Below are 26,411 nucleotides of genomic sequence, written 5' to 3' on the forward strand. Positions count from 1 at the left end.
TCTCATAACCGACATACCCACAGGCAGCGGCAACCCCCGCCCCCACGGCTCACGCGGGGAACGGGGGTTGAATGGTGCGGGGCCTTTAAGAGGCGAGGTAGCTCTTCTTGGCCACGCGGCGGGCAATCTTGCCCGAGGAGGTGCGCTTGATCTCGTTAGCGCCGAACCACTGGATGACGGCCGGGGTCACGCCGTGGTTCGCGGAGACCGCGGAGCGGATGACCTCGGATGCAGCGGCGTCATCGGCCGGGTTGGCGTCGTCGGCGCGCTCGATGAGCAGCACGAGCTCCTCGGTGCTGCCGCCTTCCACGGAGAAGGCCGCGATGGAGTCCGCGCGCACGTGGTCCGAGGCCTCCTGCACGGTGCCTTCAATGTCCTGCGGGTAGTGGTTGCGGCCAGCCACCACGATGAGGTCCTTGAGACGACCGGTGATGTACACCTGGTTATCCACGATGGCCGCCAGGTCACCGGTGGCCAGCCAGTTGTTGTCCTCCGGCGCGTTCGGCACGCGGGTGCCCTCCGCCAAACGCTCGCCGAGCGTGTTGTGGAAGGTAGAGGCAGTTTCTTCCGCTCGGTCCAAGTAGCCGGCGGCACGGTTCTCTCCATGCAGCCAGATCTCGCCCACGCGGCCATCCGGCAACTCGACCTTGGTCTCCGGGTCCACGATGGTCAGGTGCTGAGCCACGACGCTCTGACCACAGGAGGCGTAGGCCACGGAGTCCGCAGACTTTTCGACGATGACCGCTTCGCCCTCGGCCAGACGCTCGCGATCGAAGTGCGAAATGATCGGGCGCTCCAGAGTCTGCGGGGTGGTCACAATCAGCGAGGCCTCCGCCATGCCGTAGGACGGGCGCAGGGTCTCACGGCGCAGGCCATACTCCTCCTTGCCGAAGGTCTCCCAGAAGGAGTTCACCGCAGATTCCGTGACCGGCTCCGAGCCGATCACGATGCCATCGACGTTGCTGAAGTCCAGCGTCTCCCCCGCCGCCGGAGCACCGTAGCGCGCGGCGAGCTCGAGGGCGAAGTTGGGAACCACGGCGTAGGTTCCCTGCAGCTGCTCATCGATGGGCTGACGCTTGAGCTGGTCAATCCAGCGCTTAGGCTGCTGGACGAAGTCACGCGGCGTCATGATCTCCAGGTTGACGCCCAGGATGGTCACGAAAACCGCCAGGATGATGCCCATGTCGTGGTGCATCGGCAGCCAGGAAACCACGCGGGCCGGCAGCTTAATCTGTACCGCGGTGAAGATCTGCAGCACGTTGGTCATGATGTTGCGGTTGGTCAGCAGCACGCCGGCCGGGGTGCGGGTGGAACCGGAGGTGTACTGCAGGAAGGCCGGCTGATCCAGCGGCGCGGTCTGTAGCGCGGCAAGCGCGGCCTTGCCTTCCTCCGTCTCCAGCGGGTTGACCCAGCTCTGTGCCAGCGAATCCGGCAGGGAGTCGATGGAGATGATGCGCGGGCGCTCGGCTGCTGGGCGGTCCGAGAAGTACGCGCGGTTGGCGGCAGCGGACGTGTTGTTGGTCAGCACGATCGACGGGTTGGCATCGCCGAAGACCGCCCGCAGGTGATCGGTGTGGCCGGGCTCGTTCGGATCATAGAGCGGGATCGGGGTCATACCGGCGTACATCGCGCCCAGGAAGCCGAAGATGTACTCGGGGGAGTTGCCCGCCAGGATGGCCACGCGATCCCCCATCTTGCCCACCTGCTGCAGGCGCGCTGCTACCGCCTTGATGCGGGTATTGACCTGGGAGCGGGTGATATCGCGCGGGGTGCCCTCCGGATTATCGGTATAGACCCACTGGCGCATGACCGGGCGATCCGGGATTCCCGCCTGCTGCTCCGCGGCATAGACGTGTTCGGCGAGCCCCGCCAACGTGAGGTGAGGCGGCAGGGCGATGTTGCCCTTGTCGTCGAAGAACTGGCCGATCAAGGCTTTCAGGTCCATGTGGGAAAGCTCCTTCGTAGGGTAGAGAGGGGCGCGCACCCCTGCTTCACGTACTTTTGACATTGAAAATATCAGAAGGAGTGTGCCGAACGTTACATGGCGCGCGGGCGGGACGTCGTCAAGCGCTACTGCGCGTCGATGGTGTCCTTAGCCCACTGCGTGACCCACTGGTTGGTGGTGACCCCTTCGATAACGTCCGGATTGTAGGCATACAGTGCATGAACGCCGTTGGCGTCGATGAGGTCACGCGCTCGTTCGAGCCCGTTGCTCACGTCCAGGGGCGCATCACAAATAGAGTCATTCGGCGCACAGATTTGGAAAGTGCGGTCCGCCAACTCCCCAAAGCCATTGGCGCGCGCACCGCGCATGGTGGCGCCCGGGACGATGCCCTGAATCAAGGTCGACACCGGCTGCAGGGCAATCTCCGCGCCCACGCCGCCGACGTGCGCACCCGGGTTAATGCCCACGCCGTCCTGGCGCCGGCCGTCCGCAATGAGGCCCCCCCCCGCCACGCTCTCCGCGGGGATGGGTCCATTGCCGCCGCCGATGCGGTCCGCCACATCACCCGCGATGACCGCTCCCTGCGAAAATCCGCTCAGGATGAACTTCGTGTCCGGGCAGGTCTCGTGCATGTAGGTCAGCTCGCCCTCGAGGCGCGAGGTGCCTTCGTTGCGGGAATCGTCGTAGCTCATCTCGTGCTGCGCGTTGATGTTCTTAAACTGCGCGGTGTACGGCAGCGTCCACACCTTAACGTCCTCGGGGACGTAGGCCTCCTTCAGGGGATTCGTGATCGAGAGCATGAAGGAGTTCGGGTTCGCGCCCGGGTTGATCGGATCATCGTCCGCGGCGGATTCCCACGTTCCCGGCGCGGAGATGAATTCCACGCGCGGGCACCAGTCCGGCTGCTCGGGGGCCGTGTTGTCCTCCTCCTGGGAAGGGGCAGGCTCCGCAAGGTTTCCTTGTTCCCCTTCCTCACGGGTGTTGAGGAAGTGAACCGCTCCCCCGCCAATCAGGGCGAGGAGGACGACCACGGCAAGGACGGTCAGTGTGTTACGCATGGTTTTACGCATGAAGAAATTTCTACCTTGGAAAGGTGCGGGATTCCCTGGGGAATCCCTGCCACATTACTGAGCGCAGAGCGCGCGGCCCTGCTCGGTGATGAGCTGGACGAGTTCTTCGTGGCTGAGCTCGCTGCGGCCCTGCTCGATGAGCTGCCCGGCCACCGCGGGCACGGTGACGGTATCGCCCTGGCAGGAGGCTTGCGCGGCACCCACCAGCTGGTCCTCCACACCGTCAATGTTCACGCCCTTCTCAGCCACTGTGGCCAGGAAGTCCTGGTCCGGGCCCTGTTCAGGCGCGGGCGCGGGAATTTCGGAGATCTCGCGCGCGCCGCGGTCCTCCGGCTCGTCGCCTTGCGCTCGCTCACTCTGCTCGGAGGGCGACGCCGACGCTGAGCTGGACGACGCCTTGCTTGACGACGATTCACCGCTCGCCCCCGAGGAGCGCTCCAGCGGCGCCACCGATGTTTCGGTGGCCTCACCTTCCTCGACGGTGGCGGAACCGCAGCCGGTCAACAGCGCACCGGCGGCCAGCAACACGGCCGCGCCGGCTGTCGCACCGGGACGGGCGGAGAAAAATCGCATAGCCGTCCCTACTTCTTATCCGCCTGAACCTGGCCCATGACCTTGCGGATAACACCGTGCTGGAAGGTCTGGGTCAGCCCGCCGGCCGGGATCGTCGCATAATCCTCGGTGGGCCAGCCGAACTCGCCCTGCTCGTAGCCGTGCTTTCCCCACTCATCGAAGATCTCTCCCTTGAGGATGTAGTGCGCGCCGGAGTCCATGGACCAGTAGATGTTGCCGTGCTCGAACTCCTGGAAGAAGCCGCCGTTGACGGCCTTCTCCTCACCCACCGGGAAGCCCAGCTCGGAGTCAGCAGCCTTCAGCTCCTTGTACTTCGCGCCGATAGCACCGTGCACGATGTGGAAGGAACCGTCTGGATTGCGGGTCAGTACGCCGTCCTCGAACTCCTGGACCTCGCCGTCGCCGACCTTGCGCGGCTCGGCTACCGGGTACTTGAGGTCGCCGCCCTCGAAGCCGTTCTTGCCCCAGGCGTCGAAGAAGTCCTTCGAGATAGGCCAGGCGCCGGTCTCCGGGGTCCAGTAGATGGAGCCATGCTCGAAGTGGACGTAGCGTCCGCGACCGTCGGGGGTCTTCTCCTCACCGGTCTTCGGGAAACCCAACCAGGAGGTCGGGCCACCGAGCTCGGAGTAGCGTGCGCCGATGCGGCCGATAACGGCGTGCGCACCAGTCTCCGGGGACCAGTAGGCAGTACCGGCCTGGAAGTCCTGGGCCTTGCCGCGCTCGGCGACGTCATACTCGTTGTTCACGCAGGAGCCGATGATGCCGGACTTGGTGGCCTCAGCGATGGCCCCAACCGGGGTGCAGTCCGCGCCACGGTCGCTCTTGTCCAAGCCGAGAGAATCGGCGATGTAGGGCCATGCCTCGGTCATCTCGAACTGCCAGTATTCCCAGCTGTGAACGCCGGTCGGGCGGAACTTCACGACCGGCTCGACGCCGACGCGCTTGGCGTAGTCAACGAAGGTCTGGGTGGACATGCGCGAGATTGCTTCTAGGCCCACGCCGGCCATGTTGGCCTGGCCCTTCGCCACGGAGCCGAGTTGGCCGTAGTCGTCCTTGCCGTTGCCGGCGGAGACGTAGACCTTCATGTCCTTGAGGTTTTCAATACCCAGCTTCGGATCGTGATCGATCCAATCCTGGGAGTAGAGATCGCCCCACATGTTGGTGGAGGTGAATCCGCCGGCATCAGCCTGCGCGGCGGTAATGGCCTCCGGCATACCGGTGGTGGTGGTGTCGAGGTAACCCGAGAAAGAGCCCACATACTTGAAGGCCCAGGGGTTGCGCTCGGCCAGGTTCATGGCGGCGGTACCACCCATGGAGATACCGGTCACGGCGCGCTTGCCGTTGGAGCGGTAGCCCTTCTCCAGGATCGGGATGAGCTCCTTCATCAGGAAGGTCTCCCACATGTAGTGGGTGCCGTTGTCTTCCTTCTGCCAGTCGGAGTAGAAAGAGGACTCGCCGCCCACCGGCATGATGAGGTTGACGTTGCGGTCGGCGTACTGGGACAGGATGTTGGTCTCGATGGTCCAACCGGACTCATCGTCACGCGCGCGCAGGCCGTCGAGTGCCCAGACCTCCGGGAAGGTCTTGTCCGGGCTGGAGTACCAATCGCGCGCGAGCTGAATCTGCACGACCTGCTCCTTGTCCGGCATCGCAGCGGACTTAATGTAGACCTTGAGGTGGCGGTTGGTCAGATATTCCACGCGAGAGACGGACACGCCCTCCGGCAGGCCCTCGATCTTCGGGTACTCCGTCTCCACCGGAGTACGCTGCGGTGGGTTGGACGGGGCGAAAGAATCGGAGAAGTTAGAGCTTCCCAGCAGGTCGGTAATGCCCTCGCTCGAGGAGCTTGAGGACTGCGCGTTTGCGATAGGCAGCAACGCAAAGCCCACTGCCACGGCGGTGGGCAGCGCAGCGATGGTCAGGCCCTTGCGGGCTGCGGACGGGGAACGCAGGCCGGAATCCTTAGCGGACCGGCGAGGCTGAGATGACGCAGTGTTCGGCATTGAAGAGTCCTTTTAAGGGGTATATCGAGATAAGGGCACGCGGTGCCGCGAGCGAGCTCCGCAGGTTCCCCTCCTGCGGAACTCGCCGCCGCACGCGTGGTGAGCGGTCTAGTGTGTTCTCAAGTTTAAGTTTAACTTGAGACTTTCGGTAGGGGGACACGCCCAGCGGCGGGATGAAAAAGCCGCCACGCCCAAGGGCACGGCGGCTAGCTAGTTACCAGGCGTTCATAACGTTGAGCACCTGCGGCTTGGAGCGTTCCAGCTGGTAACCGAACTGCTCCCAGTTGTGCAGGCCCTGGGCCGGGTAATCCGTCTGCAGGCGAACACCCATCGCCCGAGCCTTGAGCTCCCACAGGCGGGTGGTGCCGTTGGCGAAGGCTTCCAACGCCATACCGGACGCGATGTGCTGCGGCAGGTAGCGTTGCTGATCCAGCGGCCCCGGGACACCCGAGGCAGCAGACACGTAAACATCCGTTCCGTTTGCAGCCAGATCCGGGATCAGGTTGAAGGGATCATTGCTGAAGCGCTTCGGGTTGATGACGGAGCCGTACATGGCGTTGATGTTGAAGCCGCCGGCGTCGAGAAGCGCCAGGCGCATAAAGGTCTGGGCTCCCGGCAACGTCGTGGTGAGGTAGCCGGAGTAGGACAGCGCCTGACGGAACTGCTCGGGGTGCTTGCCAGCGAGGGTAATCGCTGCGGTAGCGCCCATGGACAGACCAGCAATGGAGTTATTGTTGCGGGCCACGCCGAAGTTGCCCTCAAGGTAAGCCGGCAACTCCTGCGTCAGGAAGGTCTCCCACTGGTAGTTGACCGGCTTGACCAGATCGTACGTAGCCGGACCGTTCCAGTCTGCATAGAAGGAGCCAGCGCCGCCCACCGGCATCACCAGGGTGATGTTGTGATCCACGTAGGTGCGCGCGGCGTTGACGTCATGGATCCACGCGTTGGTGGAATCGGTCGCGCGCAGACCATCGAGCAGGTAGAGGCCCGCGTTGCCGCCGTTCTTGGCAGGCTGGATCTGCACCGGGATGTTTCGGCCCATCGCCTGGGACCACACATCGCAGCGCTGCACCCAGAAGCCAACGCGATCCCACTCGCAGGTGCCGGTGGCGTCCGCGCGCAGCCAGTCACGGTGAGCCGCGGATGCTTCCTGGGTGCCGGCGGTCACGACCAGGCCCAAGGCCACGGCGATAGCGGCCACCACTGAGAGGACCCGAGTCCGCAGGCCAGAGCTTAGTGAACTCATGTTTCTCCTTAACATTTTTACTGCCATTACTACATCGCCAACACGCCAGCGATAGTTACGGATCAATAACGAGAATCTTTTGTAGCGTAACGCACCCTGGCAATTTTTGCCTCCCCGTGGGGGTATTTGCCAGCCCGCCCCAAGCTAGTGGGCAGGGTAATCGGCCGGATCGGCAGAAAACATGAGGGTGCGCCCCGTGGTCAAAGAGAAGGCCAGGTTCGCGCGGAAGCGCTCCCACGTCAGGGGCTCGCTGTAGGAAGCAACAAGCTCCTGCACCTCTGGCGTCGCCAGCGCCGCCCGCGCCTGCCGAGTCTTGTCCTTGTCATACCACGGCGGGAGGTACTCAATGTCCGCGCCGGTCAGCGCCGCCTGCCACTCCAGTTCGAGGTGCTTGTCGTGGCCCACGCGTCCGCCTTCCTCGCGGGGCATCCGTGCGGCCAGCGGCGTGGCCAGACCAATGGTGTCGAGCACCCGCACGTTGAGCGGCGCGTTCATTGAGGTCATTCCCAGGTTGACCAGGTAGACCGTCGGCGGCTCCTCCGCGCCCGGCTCGCGCGGGACGGTGAGCCAATTGAGAAGGTCCTTTTCCTCGTCCTCTACGTAGATAACACCCAGCGCATCGCCGTCCGCTAACTTTTCGGCGACTTCCCCGTATCCGCGCATGAACTTCATCGTCATGTAGTCCTGTGCCGACCGCGGCGGGTAACCCGCCTCGCGGTTCGTGGCGTAGGTCCAGAAGTCGCGCTCGTCCACGATGGACAGCGGCTGCTCGTAGGCCTCCCAGTCCGTGGGGTGCCCGCGCAGCACGACCACCACGGTCCACACCGCGCAGAAGGCCGCCGCGAGCCCAGACACCAGGCCTCTCAGCGGCAGCACGAAGACCGGCAGGAGGGCGGCAAACAGCGGCAGCAGCAACATGCGGCCGTGCATGAAGTCGCCGCCGACGCGCAGCACGTACACCACATGCACCACCGCCGCACCGACCAGCAGATAAGTGACGGTCGTGGAGCTTCGCAGGGCTGCCGGGCGCAGGTGGGCACGGAAGGTCCACAGTGCGGCACCCGCCAGCACGAGAACGGGCAGGTACAGGGCATACGGCCCAACGAAGTCACCCACGTAGTCCAGGCCGCTGCCCCACGCGCTTGACGACGCCGACTTGGCCACCGCCGTGTGCGGCGTCAACAGGCCGTAATAGCCCATGCGGAAGAATTGGTAACCCGCCGGGATGGGCAGAGCCGCGCCAAGAATGCCGAGCCAGACTTTCCAGTTGCGGTGTGCCGCCAAGAGGAGCAGGCCGGCCAGCCCGCCGTAGAGCGCGAATTCCGGCCGCACGAGCCAGGACAACCCGGCCCACAGCGCCAGCCAGTAGGCGCTGGCGTTGTCACGAGACTGCGCCCAGTGCTGGAGCAACGCCCACAGGGCGGCGAGGTAGAAGATGGACAGGCCCCACTCGAGTCCGGAGGTAAAGAAGTCACGAGCAGGCGGCAGCGCGAGGTAGACCAGCGCGCCCGCGGGCGCCAGAAGCGGGGTGGCGAGTTGGCCCGAGCGGAAGAAGGCCCGGGCTGTGGCCCACGCCCCCAACATCATGGCCGCGACCGCCAGAAGCAATCCCAGGTTGACGGCGATGGACTCCAGCGGGGCGTTCGTGACCCAGCGGGCGAGGAGGATGAGGTACTGCCACAGCGTCGAGGTATTGGCCTCCACGCGCTCACCCACGTTGAAAACGGGGCCGTTGCCCTCCTCCAGGTTGCGCACGGTACGCAGGACGATGAGGCCGTCATCGGAAATCCAGCGGCGCGCGAAGCCACCCCACAACGAGAAAACTCCGATCACGATGACCGAGGCCAGCGCGCTGAGCGCCGCCGCGGTACGTGTATCGGATTTTCGCATGGGGAGAGAGTTTAGCCCATCATGACCGGCATGATGTAAACAGCCATGGCGATGCAGGCCAGCCACAGCAGGGCCAAGATCTGTAGAACGCGGTCCTCCAAAGCGATCTCATCGGGAGCACCGCCGTTGCCGCGGTCCACGTCGGCGGCATAGCGCAGGATCGCGATGGTAAACGGCACCATAGAGATTTGGTACCACACGCTGGCCGGGCCATCAGACTCGTTGGAGAGCTGGAAGCCCCACAGCGAATAGGACATGACCACGGCGGTGGCGGCCAAGGTCCACACGAAGCGCAGGTAAGTAGGCGTATAGCCCTCCAGGGATTTACGGATCTTGGCGCCCGTGCGCTCCGCCAGAAGGATCTCCGAGTATCGCTTGCCCGAGGCCATGAACAGCGAACCAAATGCAGCCACCAACAGGAACCACTGGGAGAGCACGATGCCCGCGGCCACACCACCGGCCATGGTGCGCAGCATGAAACCGGAGGACACCAGGGCGATATCGATCACCGGCATGTGCTTCCACCCGAAGCAATAGCCCAGCTGCAGGCCGATATAGATGGCCATGACGATGGCGAGCTGCAGGCCCGCGGTGGCCAGGAAGGACAGGCCAATCGAACCGATGATGAGCACCGCCGCCATGGCATAGGCCAGGCCCACCGGAAGCACACCCGCCGCAATCGGGCGGAAGCGCTTCGTCGGGTGCGCGCGGTCCGCCTCCACGTCGCGGGCATCGTTGATGAGGTAGATGGAGGACGCGCCCATGCAGAAGACGATGAAGGCGAGGAGGACGTCGAGAAGCACGCGCGTGTGGAACAGCGACTCCGCGCCCGCAGCCGCAGGGGCGGCCAAGACCAAAACGTTCTTGACCCACTGCTTGGGGCGCAGGGCCTTCACCATGCCGTCGGCGAGGTTCTTCGGCGGCTTGCGCTTGCGGCCGGTATCAATGCCGGAGGTGTGCGGCTCAGAGTGGAAGACTCTCTGCTCACCGTCGTCGACGCGGTTAGGACGTTCGCTCATGCGGTCTTCCTTTCATAGCGATAGCATGCTTCCGCGGTGGCGGCTCCCAGCAGGGCACCGATCGCCGTATCGGATGGGTAATGTACCCCGAGCACCATACGCGAGGCCATCATGACCGGCACACCAACGAGCGGTGCCGGGGATCCCAGAACGTGCGCGGCACCCACGAGGAACGCGCTTGTCGACGTCGCGTGCGAAGAAGGAAAGGACAGCTTAGAAGGGGTTTTCACGCCGACTTTGACGTAGTCATAGTCCGGGCGCTTGCGGGGCACAATGCGCTTGATCACAACGCTGGCCGCGTGCGCCGTGAAAGCACCCGCACCGACGGCTAGCCACTGGCGGCGACGCGCCGGATTCTGGTAATTCACGGCGACACCTAAGCCGGAGAGCGCCAGCCAGCCCAGGGCGTGCTCGCCGAAGTGGCTTAAACCCCGCGCGGTGGGCAGAACACCGGGCGCATCAAAGGCCGCGTCCTGAATCTTTTCAAGGACGTGGGATTCGGCGACAGAAAGCTTATTGGGCATCGAAGACCTTTCGCCAGGACTCGCGGGAGGTCAGCTCCGGCAGGGCCGCGCGGTACTCGGCGCGCAGGTCATCGAAGTTATCCTCGATTTCCTTGAGCAGCTCGCGGGTGGACTTCACCAGCTCGAGGGCCAGCTCGCGGTCGCGCTTGCGGAAGGCCACGCCGGTGCCACCCGCGGTGGAAACAGTCGCCGAATCAACGCGGGAGAGCGTGAACCAGCGGGCCTCCTCCGGGGTGAGGTTGAGCTGCGGCGCTTCATGGTGCGCTGGATCTTCCTTGGTGACCAAGTGCTTGGCAGACTTGATGAGCCACGGGATCTTCTTGATCTTGCCCAGGCGGCCACCGACATTGCGGGTCGGCACGCCCGGCGCGCCGGTGGGCGCGGGCAGTTGGTCCGCCGAATCGATAATGACAGCATCCGGGAATTCCTTACGGATTGCGGCGATGCGCGGCAACGAGGACTCCAGGATGTCGAAGAGCTGATCCGGGCCGGCCAGGAAGTCCTTCATAGCCTCCAACTGGATGGCCATGGTGGAGTACTCCATGCACATGGTGTGCTTGAGGGTGGACTTGAAGATGGACTTGGTAATCCCGCGCGCATCGCCCTCGTGGTAGAGGGCCGCCACGATGAGGCGGTTGCGCAGGTGGAAGTAGGCCTGCCAGTCGATGGCATCGTCCTTATCCGCCCATGCCATGTGCCAGATGGCCGCGCCCGGCCAGGTCACCGTGGGGAAACCGTGGGCGGCAGCACGCAGGGAGTATTCGGTGTCGTCCCACTTGATAAACAGCGGTAGCGGCTGCCCGATGCTTTCCGCGACGACGCGCGGGAAGAGGCACATCCACCAGCCGTTGTATTCCACGTCGACGCGGCGGTGCAGCGCGCGGGAGTCATACTTCTTCGGGTCGAGGCGGGACTGCGCGTCACCGATGGCGCGCAGCGGGTACTTGGCAAAGTCGTGGTCGTAGACGGCGTGCTCGGCCGCGCCCCACATGAAGTCAGCGCGGTTCACGCGCTCGCCGGTGGTACGCAGCTGGGAGCGCTCCTGCAGGTTAAGCATCTGCCCGCCCACGATGAAGGGCTTGGCGGCATAACGCGCCGCCTGGACTGCGCGGAGGATGGAATCCGGCTCGATGGCAATGTCATCATCCATGTAGAGGATGTAGGGCGAGTCTGTATTCTCCAGCGCCTCGAACATGATGCGGGAATACCCACCCGAGCCGCCCAGGTTGCCCTGGCGGAATTCGCGGAAGCGCTCACCAAAGTGCGCCACGGCCTCGTCATAGCCCGGCTCGTCCGCCGGGTGCTGGTTGCCCTGGTCCGGCATGAGAACGTAGTCGATGATGCCGTCCACCACCGGGTCCTCCGCCAGTGCCTGCAGCGCCGCGACGGCGTCGGTGGGACGGTTGAAGGTCGGGATACCCACGGCCACACGCTTCTCCTGCGCCGGGTACTCGCTGCCGTCCGGCAGGAGCTGCGGGTTCGGGGCGTGCGGGGCGCACCAGGAGGCGTCGGCAAGCACGGTGTCCTCAACGGCGGAGGCATCGAACCACAGCAGGCCGCCGTCCTCGAAGTTCTTCAGGGGCAGCTCAAACTCGTGGTGGCCGGTGGTCACCACGTGGTTGGCCACGGCGATGCGCTGGCCGTCCTGCTTGGATCGGTACAGGGAGATGTTGGCCTCGCCCTCGACGTCCATGACCAGCACGATGGACTTCAGCTGGGACCAGCGGCGCCAATAGGCAGCCGGGAACGCGTTGAAATAGGTCTCGAAGGAGGCCTCTTCGCCGGCCGGGATGGTCACGGAGGTGCGGCCACTCCAGCTGAGTCGCTCGCGGTTCTGCTCGGACTCGATGAGGTAGAGCATGCGGACGTCGACCGGCTCGCCACGCTTGGGCAGCAGGATGCGCTGTACGGGTTCGTACGCAGCAGTATTGTTGGCAGTCACGATATCTTCGGTTCTCCACACAGATTTCGACAGTATTCAGAAACCAAGATTAGTGGTTAAGTACTGCTGCACTGAGTTCCCACGCGGCTGAAAGCTAAGCCGAGAGGGGTGCATCCTCCGAGATGGGTTCGATGCCCAGACGGTTGAGCATGTAAAGCACGCGGGCGCCGAGGTCGTCAGCCAGCTCGCGGGTCTCCTCTACGGTTTCTGCCGTAGCGATATCCCAAATCTTGATGTCCTTGCCGACTTCGTCGCCTATGATTGCGGCGCCAAAAGGAAATCGACCTCGATGGTCACGAACTCGTGGCCGCAATTGTCAGAGGCTCAAGAGAGTGTCGAATCGGAGGGAGATTGAGAAAGTAGAGAACAATACTGACTAATTTTTCGCTAACTGACAACTATTAACTCTGTACAATAAGAAGGATACTCCTCATAGCAACACATGATCAGAGTGTCTTTCTTCCTATTTCAGTCAGATCAAAGAGTCGACTTTAGCGAACCTCTTCCCAACTGCTCCCCAAGTGAGATAAACGCCGGCACAAACAAGAAATGCTGCAAAAAGAACGCCAGCAAGGGAAAACGAAACCTTCAGAGAAATCCCCGCCATCACATGCCCCAATGAGGAACCAAGGATGGGCCTGACCCCCGACGTGTCTACTCTCCGGGGGTCAGGCCCCAAGCCCACCCGTGGAGTTCACAACCTATATAGGAACACCCCCGACGAGGTGACGAGAATCCCCTCGTCGCTGTCGGACGGCGGTTTCCCGACCGGTGGCCCGGCCGCCGGCAAACCTCACCCGCGGCCGCCCGGGCCCTGTCCATGGCCAAGCCCGGTCTGGTGCCCCCGGCGCCAACGACTTCCGGTGCCGCCCCGGGACGGTGAATTGCCCGTCATCCTCATTCCGGGGACCGGGTCGTCGAACAGCTCATCGGTACCGGTGCCTCGAACCACAGGCCCCGGGCGCACAGCGCAGCCGATCGCTTTGACCTCCACCCCGAGATGCGCCACGGATACTCCCGAAACGCCGGCAAAACGAACGCGCTTGCCTGGGAACAGCAGATCTCCGGTTCCATGCTGCTGAATGAGCTGACCATCGGCGACATCACGAGACCGGGCGTGCGGTACACCTTCCTGGGCACGCGGCACGACAATGCCGTGCTCCCCCACTAAAACTCCTTCGTGCGGGAACCCGGCGTCACCAACATCACCGTCCAAGACGTGTGCCCCGCCCACCGCACCGAGCACTACGGCTTCAATTACGACCCTATCGCCCAGGGCATCGTCGAGGACCCGCTGACCGGGACGGCGTGGCGGGACCACTGCACCGGTACCGGAGCGATAGTCCTCGACGGACGAGGATCAGGCGCCCGGGGAGCCTCCCGTCCGGCACGTCCACGACTCGGCGTAGCGGCCGCCCTTCGCCAGCAATTCATCGTGCGTGCCCCGTTCTGCGACCGTCCCGTCCTCCGAAAGCACGACGATGAGGTCGGCATCGCGGACGGTGTGCAGGCGATGGGCGACGACGATCACGGTGTGATCGCCGCGCAACGCTTCCATCGTGCCGACAATCGCCCGCTCAGTGGCCGCATCCAGCGAGGACGTCGGCTCGTCGAAAAGCACCACCGGGGAATCCTTCAGAAGCGCCCGGGCGATGGCGAGGCGCTGCCGCTCGCCTCCCGACAGCAGCGTCCCCTCCTCCCCCACCGGGTTATCCCAACCGGAAGGCAGCAGCTCCACGATGCGGTCCACCCCGGATCGCCGGGCGGCCTCGCGCAAGCGGTCTCCGTCGCCGGGCCCGGAACCGAATCCGGGGTCGGCGAAGACCACGTTGTCCCGCACGGACGCGTCGAAGAGGAACGTCTCCTGGAACACCGGGGTCACCAGCGAGTTCACGCCGTCGGTGCCGATCCGAGGCAAGGGCACCCCGCCGATGAGGATCTCCCCCGAGTCTGGATCATGAAAACGCGACAGCAGCCGCATGACCGTCGTCTTGCCCGCCCCCGACGGTCCCACTACGGCAACCAGTGCTCCCTGAGGTGCACGGAAGCTGACGCCGTCGAGAACCTTCTTATCCCCGTACCCGAAGCTCACGTCGCGGAACTCCACGTCATGCCCGTCGGGCAGCTCCGCGGTAGAGGTGAACGCCGGATGCGCAGGTACGGCAGGCACGCCGCGGCTACGCTCCCCGTGATCGGCCGTGAACTGGACGAGACGGACATCGGCGCCAAATGCGTCGGCGTCCACCGTCGCGGCGACTGCCACGGCGACGATCACCGCCGCTGTGAACACCGCATGGACGACCGAACCCAACCGTCCGATGGCCGCCCCCTGCGTCGACGTCGCCTTCGCGAACGCATCGTGTTGGGCCCGGATCGCCTCATCCACCATCGCGTCCGCCGCCGAACCGTCGCCCGCGGCGCGAATCGCCTGCTGGCCGCGGGTGAACTCGATCAGCCTGCCGGAGACGGCAGCGACGGCGTCAGCATGCGCTTCGTCCGACTCCCCGCCGACCCGGCCAATGGCCCGGTAGGCGAAGAAGAGCACCGGTGCCGACGCGACAAGAACCAAACCGACGCGCCAATCCACCGCCAGAATTCCGAAGGCGATGACGGTCGGCGTAACCACCGCGGCGATGACGGGCCGCAGGATCACGTGCGGCACGGACGCCGCGAACGCGATACCCGACGACGCCATCTCCGAAAAGCGGCCGGCCGTGGACTTGGTGACGTACCCGAGTGGCAACGTCAGCACGCGTTCGCCCAGGGAACGCAGCAGGGACGACAGCACCGCTGCGGAATTCGCTCTGCCGACCGTCCCCGCGGCGAGGGACAGCACCGCATGGGCGGCCGCGAGGCCGGCGATGACGCCGGTGAAACGCCACGCCGTCGCATCATCTCCCTCGGCCAGAGCCGACAGCAGCGGCAGCAGCGCGACGAACGCCGCTCCCTGGGCCAGCGCGGCAAGCGTGGCCAACGCAATGAGCCACACCAGTGTCATTCTCGAGAGCCGATCCGTCATCGACCACAAGTCCCGAATCATCGGTTCCCTGCCTTTTCATCGTCTGATTCAGTGCCCCGCGGAGCGGATGGTTCGTCGTCGAGCGCGAACGCGCGCCACAGATCCCGGTAGCGGCCACCGCGCGCAAGCAACTCGTCGTGGGTACCCGCCTCCGCGACCGCTCCCCCATCGAGAACGAGGATGCGATCGGCGTTGCGGATCGTGCTCAATCTGTGCGCAATCACGATCACCGTCCGCGAACGAGCCAAACGCTCGATTGCGGACTGAATGAGGGCCTCGGAAGCCGGATCCGCGTAAGCGGTTGCCTCGTCGAAGATGAGCACCGGCGCGTCCGTAACGATCGACCTCGCGATGGCCACGCGCTGCGCCTCACCACCGGAAAAGGTCACGTCGACGTTGACCACCGAATCCAGGCCCTTCGGCAGCGCCGCGATGACCGTATCGAGGTTCGCGAGCTTCGCGGCCGCCATGATTTCATCGTCGGTGGCGTCTCTCCTGGCCAGCCGGATGTTCTCCCGCAACGGCAGCGTGAACAACTGCGGATCTTGGAACACCACCGACACCGAGCGGTGCACGTCGCGCACGGCGATGTCGCGAAGATCGTCGCCGCCTAGCAGCACCGAGCCTTCAACGGGGTCGTGGAAACGCGCCAACAGCCGGGCGACGGTGGACTTTCCGGAACCGGAGGACCCCACCAGCGCCGTGAGGGTCCCTGGTTCGAACGTCGCGGACATCCCGTCGAGGACCCGCGGCCCATCGCCGTAGGAGAAGACCAGGTTCCGAACCTCGAGCGCGCCTCCGTGCACGGGCACCGGCTCGGCGGACTCGGTGATCGGCGGCGTGCCCAGCACCTCCGCGATGGACTTCAGGGCGGCGATCCCCGCGATGATGGGTTCGGAGTTCATAGCCACCCTCACGATCGCCGCGGAGAGTCCAAGGCCGAGAACCAGCCCGGCGACGAGACCCTCCGGTTTGCCGCCCTCGGTGTCCCTCAGAGCGAGGCCGGCGCCGCACACCACTGCGAGGACTGTGGTCGGGGACGTCACCACGTCGATGAGCCCGAGATAGATGTTCGACTGCCGGGACCAGGCGGACCACGCGCGGACGAACGACGACGCCGCGGCATCGTAGCGACCCGCGCCCTGGTTGGCGCGTCCGAAGGACTTCATCACCGGGATACCGCGCACCAACTCGATGACCGCGGCCGTCACTCCTTCGGAGGCTCGCTCGTAGTCGCGCTGAAGACCGGCTCCGCGCGAAATCATCACGCCCATCAGGGCGAAGGTGACCAGCACCGGGACGACCGCCACCGCCGCGATCTGCCAATCGACCGCGACGAGCGCGATGAGGGAAAGCAGGGGCACCAGCACCGCCACCACGGTCTCGCCGACGGTGTGGCCCATGAGCTGGTGGACGGCCGCGACGTCCTTCTCAACCGACCCGATGATCCCCGACGAGCGCCGGGCGTCCAACCAACCCAGCGGCAGCTTCCGGATATGGGCAACCAACCGGCGCCGGAGGTAGAGCTGCAGGTCGTTATCCGCCCGGTGCGAGAGCATGCCGGCGGCGCCGTCCGCAGCCATTCGCACCGTCGCGGCGACGACGATGACAACCACGGCCAACCACGTCCGATGCACCGGGGCCTCCGGGTACGTCATCGCGATGTCGATGATGCCGACCAGCGAAGCGACGGTAGCCACCGACGACAGGACGGACAACGCGACCACCGCACGCATCCGGGTCCGGATCGGGGCGAGCAGCGACCACGGGCCGACGGTCCCGTCCACGGCGCTCACTTCCCCGCCTCCCCGATCGCGCTTTTCTTCGCGAGAGTGCAGAAATACACCATGCCGGCGCGTGAGGCTCCGTCCAGCTTCAGCCCGTTGGCTTCGGCGAGGTCCTCGAGCTCGCTGCCCCGGAACACCCGGTGGCCCATCTTCGCCATGCCGGCCATGTCGGCCCGCTCGTTCACGTCGGGATCCTCGACGAACGTCTGCACGTAAGCGATGCCGCCGTCGGCGAGCAGCCCGGAGCCCCTGCCGAGCGCGGCTCCCGCATCCTTCATTTGGTGGAGCGCGCCACACACCCAGATTTCACAGGCCCCGCCGGGCTCTCCCGCGAGCGGCGTGAGGATGTCGGCAACGTGGAAATCCGTCCGGGCCCCGAGCCCGTCGGCGGCGGCGCGTTCGCGGGCGATGCGGATCGCATTGGGCGACAGGTCGTAGCCGACGATGTTCGCCCTGCGATAGCGAGACTCAGCGGCGAGCGTGCGGGCGAGCCACCCGGTTCCACAACCGAGGTCGAGGACCCGGGCCGGCGCATCCGGCCCGGGATCCAGCGCACGGAGCTTCCGGTACACGGCGGCGGCGTCCATCGGTTCGCGCGCATAGCGGCTTAGGAACCTCGGCTGGACCTTGTCCTCGTAGGCCGCGAGGAGCCTGCGGTTGTTCTGGACGATCTGGGCGATCGACTTCATCTGGTTCTGTCTCCGGGTGTGTGGGCCGCGTCCACGCGGCGGTTTCGGGTTAGATGCTCGGATTCGCGGGCCGTCGTCGGCGGCGATGCCCCCGTGGACGTGCCCGTCATGCAGACTCCCCCGGCCTCGTTTTCACGGCGATGCCCCACGCCGCAAGCACGGCGATGCCTAAGAACCAGGCCGCGCAGACCACCAGACCCGCAGCCCCGGTGCCGTTGACGGCCTCGCCGGCCGCGGATACGGGGGTGTGCCCGGCGATTCCGCGCAGGAGGGGACGGAAGTGGTCGGCGGGCATGAGCACCGTGTTGACGAACATCGCAACGATGATTAACGGGATGAGGGCCACGGATCCCTGGGGGCTGGTGATGGAGAACGCGATGTACGTGCCGGTGCATGCGGCCGCCGCGGCAACCATCGCGCCGGTCACCGCGATCCTCCACCACCAGGACGCCTCAGGGGGGCTGTCGGAAAGCAAGGCGGCCATCGCCGCGACGACGACCGTCATCGCCATGATCCGGATGAACTCGGCGATGATCCGTGCGGTCGGCACGGCCGCGTACGGTGCCGGCATGGTGATCAACCGCTCGTGGAGGCCATTGCTGCGTTCAACGAACACAGTGGACGATCCCGTGATGGCCAAGATGAACGCCCACGTCGTCACGACCAGGATGACCGCGTTCGGGAGTTCGAACTCTCCGGTGAGCTGCCTGACCAGGCTACCGAACATGCGGTTGACGATGAACAGGTACACGAGCGGAGCAATGAACGTCATGAACCAGAAGTCGGGGCGCCGCAGCCAAATGTGGGCAATGCGCCGCAGATGCACGAAGATGGGGCCGATCATGATTCGCTCCTCGAGGTGAACCGGCGGATGAACAGGACGATTCCGGCGACCGCCGCGACACCGAGCCACAGGGCTGCCTCTTCCCCGGCACTATCCGGGAAGGCATCCGGGGACGCCGCCCTGATCACCTCGATGATCGGCGAAAACGGCATGTGACGTACGACGTCGCGCAGGGAGCCGTCCAAAGCGGTCGCCGGAATGAACGCGGTGGAGAACATGAGCAGCAGCATTTCCAGCGCCTGGATCGATGAGGCTGTCGACACCGGGGCGGGCACCATCAGGATCACCCCGTCCGTGACCAGGGACAGGACCGCGGCGGCGAGCAGTGACCACAGGACTGTCCACGCGACGTCACCGAGAGCCATGTCGAGGCCACAGGCCCACGCGACGATCAGCAGCGCCGCGATCGACGCGGACATCCGCAGCACATCGGTGGCGAGCCTGCCGGCGACATAGCCGCCCGTGGCCCCGGGCAACACGCGCACACGGTCGACGAGCCCGGATTCGACGTCCTGTCCCACCGCCATCGCCGACGCCGCGGCGGTGAACATCGCCGCCTGGAACAGGCAGCCGCCGAGCACGAAACGCAGGTACCCGAAGCCGGATTGCCCTGCCGAGTACCCAAACACCGCGTACAGGCACAGCAGGAAGAGGGGAGGAACGACGAACATGGAGATCAGCGACGCGGTGTTGCGTCGCAGCAGCAGCAGATCCCGACGGAGAAACGCCGCGACCGACGTCGCACTCATCGCGCCGCACCCCCCGCGTTCATCGATATGAACACTTCGTTGAGGGTGGGCGGCGACACGCTCAGCGAATCCGGCAACGTTTCCGAGGCCTCCATCGCCCGCGCCACCGCCTCGAGGACCTGCGGTCCGGGGTCGACGTCGAGGGACACCAACTTCCCCGCGACGCGGGCACGGTCCAGACACGCTCCCCTTAGGCAGCGGGCGAACGCCTCCGCCTCGGCGGTGGTGGCAAAGGACACGCGGAGCACGTGCGACCCGAAGTCGCGGCGCAATTCCTCCGGCGTTCCGCTGGCGACGATGCGGCGGTCCTTGAGCAGATGGACGTGGTCTGCCAGCGCCTCCGCCTCTTCCAGGTACTGGGTGGTCAGCACCAGGGTCATTCCGTCGTCCCGCAGTTGCCGGATGAAGCCCCACAACTCTTCGCGGCTGACCGGGTCCAGCCCCGTCGTGGGTTCGTCGAGGAACAGCAACCTGGGCACGACGCACAGCGACGCGGCGATGTCGAGGCGGCGCCGCATGCCACCCGAATAGGCCGACGCCAGCGTCGAGGCACTGTCCGCGAGCGAGAATTGCGCGAGCAGTTCCGTCGCGCGGGCGGCCGCGTCGGCGCGGTCGAGTCCGCGCAGACGCCCGAAGAACTCCAGGTTCTCCCGGCCGGTGAGGTTCTCGTCAATCGCCGCGAATTGGCCGGTGGTGGCAATGTCGGCACGCGCGCCCGCCGGATCCTCTTTCACATCGCGCGAGAAGATGCTCACCTCGCCGGAGTCTGCGGTGATGAGCGTCGACAGGATTCGGATGAGGGTGGTCTTGCCTGCGCCGTTGTGGCCGAGGAACGACACGATCGACCCGGCGGGCACGGTGAAACTCACGCCGTCGAGCACATGCTTGCGCATCCGGGCGCCGCGCTTTCCCTTGCGCCCGCCGTCCGGCGGAGCACCTGCCCCGCCTTCGGGCGCGGTGCCGGCTTTGCCCGCAATCGGGTAGCTCTTCGTGAGGTCGCGGACGACGATCGCCGCACCCCGTTCAGCTTGATCTGTCATCGTTTCTCCTTTTCTTTGGTGTCGCAGTGGGCCGCTGCCGGCAGTGGCCCCGTGGTCGGGTTGTCATGCGGCGTTTCGATATGGATGCCCGCATCGCGGGCGAAGGCGAGGACCGGTTCGAGGAGCCGGGGGTGGCCGACGAGATCCCGGCACCCCGGCGCGACCGGCTTCCCCGCGACCGACGCAACGGTGGCGGCAGCAATCGCCGCGGTCATTTTGTAGGAACCTGGGCCGGTCGCCCGGACTACGGTCGTCTCGGCCGCCGACCCCGCATCGCCCGTGCCGGCGGAGGACAGTGCGATGACCAGCTCGGCGGGTTGCGGAGTGCCGTTCGCCCGCGCCTTCCGCGACGTCACGGCCGCCCCGAGACGGGCGAGCAGACCGGAGACGACGGACATCGCGTACAGTCTCGACGTGCGGATCTTCTCCACCGACTCATCGGGGAGAGCATCGAAGGCGACGTGGTAGGAAAATCCGAGGATCGAGGGGCACACCCCGCGTACGACGTCGATGTCCGGGCATTCGTAGCCGATTCCGCTTTGCGACGACACCAGGTTGCGCCACACTTCGACGATGGCGCCGCCGAGCATCGCGCGGTATCCGCCGCGAATGGTCCGGAGCATCGCCTCGCCCGCCGCGGCCCGGATTCCTGGTCGGCGCCAATTCGCAGATCGACCCGCACATCGCGGACCTCTTCGGCCCCCGCAGCGCAGGCCCCGAGCATCAACAGGGCCGTCGACAAGCCCGGGCACAGGCCGAACCCGGTGAGCACGGGAACCCCCTCCCGCCGAGCATCCCCGTCGAGGGCCATGATTGCGCGGCGGGCGTCGATCGAATCGTTGACGTCGATGTACCCGGTGCCTGAGTCGATGCAAGCACGGGCGAGTGAGTCTGCATGCACCTCGAACGGGCCGATGCCGGCTTCGGCCAGCCGAGTCGCAGCCGCCACCGCCTCCGCATGGACCCGGCCGTACGGGACGAGGACGTCCCGCCGATTCTCGACGAAGGTGATCCCCTTCTTCGTCTCATCGGCCTTGTCCCGAAGCACGTCGCTGATGGTCCGGATCGTGTTCATTGGTACCTCTTTCGGTTGTCGGCGCCATGCCGGTGCCGGGCGGACCGGGCCCGCATGGCGTGACCCGGAGGATGTGTCTGAAGGGTTGAAAGGGTGAAGCAACTGGGTGGGGCGCGTCTCCGCACAAGCTCGGAAACGCTCGCGGGCCCGGGACCCGCCGGTTCCGGGTGCCCGTCAAGTCACTGCGGACACCAGGGCGGCAACGAAGGCCGCGGCGGACGCTGCGGCCGCGAAACCGTCACGCACTCGCCAGGGGTGATCGGTGCGGAAGGTACGCCGCGGATGGCGGCCGAAGTTGCGCATCGCCAGGGTCAGGGACAGCTTTTCGGCGCAGCGCACGGCGCTGACGAACAGGGGAAAGGCGATGCGCGCGGGCGTCGTCGCGCGAATGAAGCCGGAGCGGAAAGACTGCCCCGGTCGCATCGAGCGCAATCTAATCGCCCATGTCAGCTGGGGGATTTCGCTGCGCAGGAACGCCGCGATGCTCACCCCGGAAATCGCTATGGTGCACCATGTGTAGGGCACCCGGAGGCGTTGCACCATGGCGTCGAAAAGCTCCTCGACGCGCATACACGCGGAGACCAGGACCGTCCCCGCAAACACGGCCGTCAGTAGCAGTCCGTGATGGATGCCGTGGCGGACAGCCTCCGCTGGATCCCCACTGCCGTAGAACTCGGAGCGCCACCCGAGCAGGCCGAAGAACACCCCGATCAACAGGACGAGGAGGACCTTCCCCGCCGTCGCCCGAACGTCACGTTCCGCGATCGCAGCGAGTGCGAGGAACGCGACCCCCGTCAGAGCGAGAACGGCGTCTCCGCCGGAGAGCAGCCCGGCGACGAGGACGAGCATCACCGCCGCGACAATCGTGATGGCGTTCAACCCCGCGCGCCTTCGAGCGGCGGATCCACTGGTCCAGGGGCTTTCGTCCAAGGACGTCCGTGCGCCGGCCGCGGGCAGTGCGCGATCCCGCCGGGACGACTCCGGGGAAGCCGGCACGTCGGCTGCGGGACCGGACCAGGCGACCTTCCCTTCGGCGACGATGCTCGCCCGATCCGCCCACGTTCGCGCAGCACGGCGGTCGTGGCACGTGAACACAACGGTTCCGCCGGCCCCTGCGTATTCCGCTAGGGCATCCAGTACGATGCGCGAGCTCGGCGAATCCAGATGCGCCAACGGCTCGTCGAGAAGCAGCAAACGGCGATTGGCCGCCACCGCCAGGAAGATGCCCAACCGTCTTTTCTGTCCGCCCGACAGGACGAACGGCGAGACGGGGTCAAGTGCCCGGGGGCACAAGGCTTCCCGCAGTTTCCACAGCTCATCGGCGCCGAGTGGTCCGTGCGGGTCCGTGCCGGCCAGCGCGGAGTCGATTTCCGCGGCGACGGTCGCGCGGGTGAACTGGTGCTCGGGGTTCTGGAACGCCAACGACGCGAAGGCGTCGGGGACGCGCCGGGCGGACGCGCCGTCAATCCGGAGGTCCGCTCCCGCCTTCATCTGGCCCGACAGCACCGCCAGCAAGGTGGACTTACCGACTCCGTTGGCACCGACTAGGGCATGAATCTCGCCCCGTTCCAGTGTCAGATCGGCCCCGTTCAGGATCCGCTCCCTGCCCCGGGCCACATGGGCTCCGGTCAAGGCCAGCAGTGGAACGGCGTCCGCCTCCGATTCCGGATCGGCGCCATCCCCGGCTCCCCGGGGCCTTCGCCGCCGGTCCGGACTGAGACGGTCCGGTGCCCCCGTGCCCGGCGTACTGGCGTCCGGCGTTCCGGCGGTCGCGGCCGTCGTCGCAATGCCCTTCACCGCGATGCCATCCGGCGCTCCGTGGGCGGCGACGCTCCCGTCCGCATCGAGGATCGTCACCGTGTCGACCCACCCGTCGAACGGACGGAGGTCGTGCTCGATGACCAGGATGACGCGCCCCGGGGCCCGCAAATCACGGATGGCGGCGAACAGCGACCGGCGACCGTCCTCGTCGACGTGGGCCGCGGGCTCGTCGAAGATCATGACCTCCGGCGCCCTGGCCACCGCACCAGCGATGGCCATCCGCTGGCGTTGCCCGCCCGACAAAGCCCACGGATCCTTCTCCGCGAGCTCTGACAGCCCGAGCTCCGATAGAGCCTCGGCTGATCGCTTTGCGACGATACCGGCTTCCACGAGGGAAAACTCGAGGGCCATGGCCACGTCATCGACGACTCGGAGCGTGAGCACCTGCGTCGCCGGGTCTTGCCCGACGAAGGTGACCCGGTCCCCGTCCACGGGGCGTTCGGTGCCGTCGGCATCGACGATGTGCACGAATCCGGCATGGTCGATGGGGATGTGCGAGGGAATCAGTCCAGCGATGAGGTGGGCCAGGCTTGTCTTTCCGCATCCCACGGGTCCCGTGATGGCGTTGATCGTGCCGAAATCGAAGGAGAGATCCACCATGTCGGGTGCCCATCGCCCATCGGCGTGCCGCACGCCCGCGCCCCTAACCCGTAACCGGGCCGGGGCCGTCCCGCGTGTCGCACCGGCGCACGCGGGTGCTCCGCCGGTCACCGGGTGACCCCGCGGCTGCGAAGCCCCTTTGCGACGGCAAAGCCCAGGACCAAAAACACCAAGCTCGATGCCAAGGCTACGGCGAAGCTGATCAGGGTCATGGGCGTGGTCGGCGAGTCGACGCCAACTGCGCGCGGGGCCATCGTTCCCATCAGCGCGGAGAACAACATCGCCGACGCCACGAACTGGGTACGCGTCCACCGCCGGTACAGGGTGACCATGAATGGAAGCTCGATGAGCAATCCTTCCATGATCAGCGCCCCGATCGCGGCGACGCCGAACGGGGTGGTCGCCGCGGACACGACGCCCATGGCAAGGCACGCAATGAGGCTCGCGCCAGGCTTGCGGACGACGATGAGGGGAACGACGCACTGCAGGAACCACAACCCGAGCGTCGCCGCGACGAGATAAACGTGGGCGATGCCGGCGAACACCTGCAGGTAGGTCAGGGGCACGACGACGAGAGACCCCGCGACGCCGATCGCGGCGGCGACGAGCATATCGCGGGTGGATGGTCGGCCACCCGCTGCGACCGGTGCGACGTGTACCAACCGCCCGTCGTCCGTCTGCGACGCCACCGCGTCGCCGTCGCCCGTCCCGTCCGGGCCCGCGTCCCCGACTCCCCCTCCGGAGAGGGGTTCTCTGGTCGATCCACGTTTTCTGTTCATCGTCGCCGCCTCGCTTCCGTTGCCGATTCCCGATCGGAACATAACTTGAAACAGTATTAGGTTAGGCAATCCTTATCAACTTATGCCAGACTCGAATTATTGACTTTGCCCCCGCTTCCCCCCATTACGTTGTTAGCAGTTCCACCTCAGGGCACCGAAGATTCATAGCCTGTCCACCCGATTGGGCTGGTTATGTTTATTTCCGGTCCCTCCGTCTGAAAGGACAGTGGAACTAGTCGCTGGCTTCGGTATGGCTTATTCCCGCCCCTGTCCGAAAATGATCCGGGGGTGATGCCGCCGAAGACAGTGACATCCTCAAACTGCTAATAGGAACCCGACCCAGCCCAGGTGGTATGAGGTCTCACAGTAATGTGGATGCCAGCGCAAGCATGTCCGACAACCCCAGCGATGAAGCTTAAATAGTCCAACTTCTAATTCATCGCTAGGAGGCATACACCCATGGCCTATGACTTCGTCATTGGCGTAGACGTCGGCAAATACTTCCACCACGCCTGCGTCCTCGATCCCCAAGGCAGGCAAGTCCTGTCCAAACGCATCAATCAGCATGAAGGCTCGCTACGCAAGCTCTTCGGCCAATTCCTCGCCGACAACGCCTCGGTCCTTGTCATTGTCGATCAGCCCAACAACATCGGCCGATTAACCGTCGCAGTCGCCCAAGACATGGGGGCAGATGTTCGCTATCTACCGGGGCTTGCGATGCGACAGCTCTCTCGCATCCACGTCGGCAACTCCAAGACCGATGTACGCGACGCCTACGTCATCGCCCATGCCGGTCTTAACCTTCCAGATTCCCTGCGCAGTGTCGACCGCGTTGAGGAAGTCTTTATCCAGCTGATTTAGGCCGTGACAGCGGCATCCTCCGAGATGGGATCGATGCCCAGGCGGTTGAGCATGTAGAGCACGCGGGCGCCGAGGTCATCGGCCAGTTCACGGGTCTCCTCCACGGTTTCGGCGGTGGCGATGTCCCAGATCTTGACGTCCTTGCCGGCTTCATCGCGCGGCACCTCGCGGCCGAGATACACGATGTAATCCGGGATCGTCACCAGACGCAGGTCCTCGACGTAGCGGTCCGGGTGCTCCGCCATGCCGCGCTCCTGAAGCACGTGAGCCATGTGCGAGTCCGGATCATTTTCGGGGTGGGCTACGGCGGCGTCCACCAGCAGCGCGTTACCGGCATACTTCTTCGTCAAAGCCACGGCTGCCTGCGCCAGCGCATGGTCGGCACCTGCCGAGAAACGCACGTGGATGCGATGGGGGCCGAAGTGCTCGCGCACCTCGCGCTCCACCATCACGGGAATGAACTCTTCTAAAGTCGCGCCAGCCTCGTGACGCTCAATAGTGGCATCGAGGAAGGAGTCAATCTCCTGCGCGGTGTACTCGTGGCCATAATCTGCGTGTAAATCCTGGCGCAACGTATCGAAACGGCGGGCGTTCGGGGAAGTCATCTCTAAACTCACTTTCTGTTCGCCTATTGTTAACCTACTGTTAACCTTAAGTGATTGTTGGCCAGACCACAAGTTTTAATTTTCTTTGGTCTAGTTCCGCACGCTGGCAAAACGTCCCCCATAAACGGCCAAAGGCCCGCCGGGTGTTCCGGCAGGCCTTCTTGGATTGTTCCTTCTTCTTATCGGGAATGCGCGTTGCGCGACTGCGCAGCTTGAGGTGTTCCTCGAGCCGCTCCGGGGACATCTTCCACATGCTGCGGTCTGCGCGCTTCTTCTTGCGCTGCGCCATGCCGTCACCTCCTTCCATCGAGGTGTTTCAGCATAGCGCGC

At 65.3% G+C, this 26,411-nt stretch carries 22 protein-coding genes and 2 pseudogenes; 2 read left to right on the top strand and 22 right to left on the bottom strand.

The window, feature by feature from the left end:
* Positions 1-85 precede the first annotated feature (85 nt).
* The 18 genes and pseudogenes from HWX44_RS06400 to HWX44_RS06485 form a co-directional block, all read right to left on the bottom strand.
* Positions 86-1,945: a FadD32-like long-chain-fatty-acid--AMP ligase gene (locus tag HWX44_RS06400; protein WP_175973783.1), complete on the bottom strand. Its 1,860-nt coding sequence runs from the start codon at positions 1,943-1,945 to the stop codon at positions 86-88.
* Positions 1,946-2,070: 125 nt separating this feature from the next.
* Positions 2,071-3,003: a cutinase family protein gene (locus tag HWX44_RS06405; protein ID WP_175973937.1), complete on the bottom strand. Its 933-nt coding sequence runs from the start codon at positions 3,001-3,003 to the stop codon at positions 2,071-2,073.
* 66 nt (positions 3,004-3,069) lie between these two features.
* Positions 3,070-3,588 (bottom strand): hypothetical protein, encoded by a 519-nt coding sequence (locus tag HWX44_RS06410; protein ID WP_175973785.1) that lies wholly within the window; start codon positions 3,586-3,588, stop codon positions 3,070-3,072.
* A gap of 8 nt (positions 3,589-3,596) precedes the next feature.
* Positions 3,597-5,510: an alpha/beta hydrolase-fold protein gene (locus tag HWX44_RS06415; RefSeq protein WP_444843288.1), complete on the bottom strand. Its 1,914-nt coding sequence runs from the start codon at positions 5,508-5,510 to the stop codon at positions 3,597-3,599.
* Positions 5,511-5,805: 295 nt separating this feature from the next.
* Complete coding sequence (locus HWX44_RS06420; RefSeq protein WP_175973789.1) at positions 5,806-6,837, bottom strand: alpha/beta hydrolase; 1,032 nt, start codon at positions 6,835-6,837, stop codon at positions 5,806-5,808.
* A 144-nt stretch (positions 6,838-6,981) separates the two neighbouring features.
* On the bottom strand, positions 6,982-8,727 hold the full coding sequence (locus tag HWX44_RS06425) for a hypothetical protein (protein ID WP_175973791.1): 1,746 nt from the start codon (positions 8,725-8,727) through the stop codon (positions 6,982-6,984).
* Between the two features lie 11 nt (positions 8,728-8,738).
* Positions 8,739-9,746: a decaprenyl-phosphate phosphoribosyltransferase gene (locus HWX44_RS06430; RefSeq protein ID WP_158381428.1), complete on the bottom strand. Its 1,008-nt coding sequence runs from the start codon at positions 9,744-9,746 to the stop codon at positions 8,739-8,741.
* Positions 9,743-10,270: a phosphatase PAP2 family protein gene (locus HWX44_RS06435; RefSeq protein ID WP_175973793.1), complete on the bottom strand. Its 528-nt coding sequence runs from the start codon at positions 10,268-10,270 to the stop codon at positions 9,743-9,745. Before HWX44_RS06435 ends, HWX44_RS06430 begins: the two co-directional genes overlap by 4 nt.
* A complete protein-coding gene (locus HWX44_RS06440; RefSeq protein WP_175973795.1) occupies positions 10,260-12,212 on the bottom strand; it encodes a glycosyltransferase in 1,953 nt (650 codons plus the stop codon). Before HWX44_RS06440 ends, HWX44_RS06435 begins: the two co-directional genes overlap by 11 nt.
* A gap of 94 nt (positions 12,213-12,306) precedes the next feature.
* A pseudogene (locus HWX44_RS06445) lies at positions 12,307-12,465 on the bottom strand (three-helix bundle dimerization domain-containing protein); the annotation flags it as partial.
* A 540-nt stretch (positions 12,466-13,005) separates the two neighbouring features.
* Positions 13,006-13,533, bottom strand: coding sequence for a hypothetical protein (locus HWX44_RS06450; protein ID WP_175973797.1), 528 nt, complete (start codon positions 13,531-13,533; stop codon positions 13,006-13,008).
* 39 nt (positions 13,534-13,572) lie between these two features.
* Positions 13,573-15,252: an ABC transporter ATP-binding protein gene (locus HWX44_RS06455; RefSeq protein ID WP_175973798.1), complete on the bottom strand. Its 1,680-nt coding sequence runs from the start codon at positions 15,250-15,252 to the stop codon at positions 13,573-13,575.
* A complete protein-coding gene (locus HWX44_RS06460) occupies positions 15,249-17,027 on the bottom strand; it encodes an ABC transporter ATP-binding protein (RefSeq protein ID WP_175973800.1) in 1,779 nt (592 codons plus the stop codon). Before HWX44_RS06460 ends, HWX44_RS06455 begins: the two co-directional genes overlap by 4 nt.
* Positions 17,024-17,707 (bottom strand): class I SAM-dependent methyltransferase, encoded by a 684-nt coding sequence (locus tag HWX44_RS06465; protein WP_175973802.1) that lies wholly within the window; start codon positions 17,705-17,707, stop codon positions 17,024-17,026. The genes HWX44_RS06460 and HWX44_RS06465 overlap by 4 nt, the downstream gene beginning before the upstream one ends.
* Positions 17,708-17,813: 106 nt before the next feature.
* Complete coding sequence (locus HWX44_RS06470) at positions 17,814-18,551, bottom strand: ABC transporter permease (RefSeq protein WP_175973804.1); 738 nt, start codon at positions 18,549-18,551, stop codon at positions 17,814-17,816.
* The gene (locus HWX44_RS06475; RefSeq protein WP_175973806.1) at positions 18,548-19,300 is read right to left on the bottom strand and encodes an ABC transporter permease; all 753 of its coding nucleotides are present in this window, start codon (positions 19,298-19,300) and stop codon (positions 18,548-18,550) included. The genes HWX44_RS06470 and HWX44_RS06475 overlap by 4 nt, the downstream gene beginning before the upstream one ends.
* Entirely contained in the window at positions 19,297-20,340 is a 1,044-nt protein-coding gene (locus HWX44_RS06480) for an ABC transporter ATP-binding protein (protein ID WP_175973809.1), read from the bottom strand. Before HWX44_RS06480 ends, HWX44_RS06475 begins: the two co-directional genes overlap by 4 nt.
* Positions 20,337-20,963 carry a hypothetical protein gene (locus HWX44_RS06485; RefSeq protein WP_254868128.1) on the bottom strand — a complete coding sequence of 209 codons (627 nt, stop codon included), beginning with the start codon at positions 20,961-20,963 and terminating at the stop codon, positions 20,337-20,339. Before HWX44_RS06485 ends, HWX44_RS06480 begins: the two co-directional genes overlap by 4 nt.
* Positions 20,964-21,235: 272 nt before the next feature.
* Here HWX44_RS06485 and HWX44_RS06490 point away from each other — a divergent pair, with 272 nt between their 5' ends.
* Positions 21,236-21,478 carry a hypothetical protein gene (locus HWX44_RS06490; RefSeq protein ID WP_175973616.1) on the top strand — a complete coding sequence of 81 codons (243 nt, stop codon included), beginning with the start codon at positions 21,236-21,238 and terminating at the stop codon, positions 21,476-21,478.
* Positions 21,479-21,589: 111 nt separating this feature from the next.
* Here HWX44_RS06490 and HWX44_RS06495 read toward each other — a convergent pair whose 3' ends face one another.
* Both HWX44_RS06495 and HWX44_RS06500 read right to left on the bottom strand, forming a co-directional pair.
* On the bottom strand, positions 21,590-23,836 hold the full coding sequence (locus HWX44_RS06495) for an ATP-binding cassette domain-containing protein (protein WP_254868129.1): 2,247 nt from the start codon (positions 23,834-23,836) through the stop codon (positions 21,590-21,592).
* A 107-nt stretch (positions 23,837-23,943) separates the two neighbouring features.
* Complete coding sequence (locus tag HWX44_RS06500) at positions 23,944-24,447, bottom strand: ECF transporter S component (protein WP_230307979.1); 504 nt, start codon at positions 24,445-24,447, stop codon at positions 23,944-23,946.
* A gap of 627 nt (positions 24,448-25,074) precedes the next feature.
* Here HWX44_RS06500 and HWX44_RS06505 point away from each other — a divergent pair.
* Positions 25,075-25,470: pseudogene (locus tag HWX44_RS06505) on the top strand (IS110 family transposase); the annotation flags it as partial.
* 2 nt (positions 25,471-25,472) lie between these two features.
* On the opposite strand, the gene HWX44_RS06510 reads toward HWX44_RS06505, so the two are convergent.
* Together HWX44_RS06510 and HWX44_RS06515 are read right to left on the bottom strand one after the other, a co-directional pair.
* Positions 25,473-26,081 carry a three-helix bundle dimerization domain-containing protein gene (locus HWX44_RS06510; protein WP_175973813.1) on the bottom strand — a complete coding sequence of 203 codons (609 nt, stop codon included), beginning with the start codon at positions 26,079-26,081 and terminating at the stop codon, positions 25,473-25,475.
* 46 nt (positions 26,082-26,127) lie between these two features.
* Positions 26,128-26,370 (bottom strand): hypothetical protein, encoded by a 243-nt coding sequence (locus HWX44_RS06515; RefSeq protein WP_175973815.1) that lies wholly within the window; start codon positions 26,368-26,370, stop codon positions 26,128-26,130.
* Positions 26,371-26,411 lie beyond the last annotated feature (41 nt).

Origin of the sequence: Corynebacterium sp. Marseille-Q2823 (assembly GCF_903645345.1) — a bacterium.
GTDB classification, from domain to species: domain Bacteria; phylum Actinomycetota; class Actinomycetes; order Mycobacteriales; family Mycobacteriaceae; genus Corynebacterium; species Corynebacterium hiratae.

Bases quoted from the DNA above. Each gene is read 5' to 3' on its own strand.
- HWX44_RS06400 (WP_175973783.1), bottom strand. From the start codon at position 1,945: ATGGACCTGAAAGCCTTGATCGGCCAGTTCTTCGACGACAAGGGCAAC.
- HWX44_RS06405 (WP_175973937.1), bottom strand. From the start codon at position 3,003: ATGCGTAACACACTGACCGTCCTTGCCGTGGTCGTCCTCCTCGCCCTG.
- HWX44_RS06410 (WP_175973785.1), bottom strand. From the start codon at position 3,588: ATGCGATTTTTCTCCGCCCGTCCCGGTGCGACAGCCGGCGCGGCCGTG.
- HWX44_RS06420 (WP_175973789.1), bottom strand. From the start codon at position 6,837: ATGAGTTCACTAAGCTCTGGCCTGCGGACTCGGGTCCTCTCAGTGGTG.
- HWX44_RS06425 (WP_175973791.1), bottom strand. From the start codon at position 8,727: ATGCGAAAATCCGATACACGTACCGCGGCGGCGCTCAGCGCGCTGGCC.
- HWX44_RS06430 (WP_158381428.1), bottom strand. From the start codon at position 9,746: ATGAGCGAACGTCCTAACCGCGTCGACGACGGTGAGCAGAGAGTCTTC.
- HWX44_RS06435 (WP_175973793.1), bottom strand. From the start codon at position 10,270: ATGCCCAATAAGCTTTCTGTCGCCGAATCCCACGTCCTTGAAAAGATT.
- HWX44_RS06455 (WP_175973798.1), bottom strand. From the start codon at position 15,252: ATGATTCGGGACTTGTGGTCGATGACGGATCGGCTCTCGAGAATGACA.
- HWX44_RS06465 (WP_175973802.1), bottom strand. From the start codon at position 17,707: ATGAAGTCGATCGCCCAGATCGTCCAGAACAACCGCAGGCTCCTCGCG.
- HWX44_RS06470 (WP_175973804.1), bottom strand. From the start codon at position 18,551: ATGATCGGCCCCATCTTCGTGCATCTGCGGCGCATTGCCCACATTTGG.
- HWX44_RS06475 (WP_175973806.1), bottom strand. From the start codon at position 19,300: ATGAGTGCGACGTCGGTCGCGGCGTTTCTCCGTCGGGATCTGCTGCTG.
- HWX44_RS06480 (WP_175973809.1), bottom strand. From the start codon at position 20,340: ATGACAGATCAAGCTGAACGGGGTGCGGCGATCGTCGTCCGCGACCTC.
- HWX44_RS06485 (WP_254868128.1), bottom strand. From the start codon at position 20,963: ATGCTCCGGACCATTCGCGGCGGATACCGCGCGATGCTCGGCGGCGCC.
- HWX44_RS06490 (WP_175973616.1), top strand. From the start codon at position 21,236: ATGCACCTCGAACGGGCCGATGCCGGCTTCGGCCAGCCGAGTCGCAGC.
- HWX44_RS06495 (WP_254868129.1), bottom strand. From the start codon at position 23,836: ATGGTGGATCTCTCCTTCGATTTCGGCACGATCAACGCCATCACGGGA.
- HWX44_RS06500 (WP_230307979.1), bottom strand. From the start codon at position 24,447: ATGCTCGTCGCCGCCGCGATCGGCGTCGCGGGGTCTCTCGTCGTCGTG.
- HWX44_RS06510 (WP_175973813.1), bottom strand. From the start codon at position 26,081: ATGACTTCCCCGAACGCCCGCCGTTTCGATACGTTGCGCCAGGATTTA.
- HWX44_RS06515 (WP_175973815.1), bottom strand. From the start codon at position 26,370: ATGGCGCAGCGCAAGAAGAAGCGCGCAGACCGCAGCATGTGGAAGATG.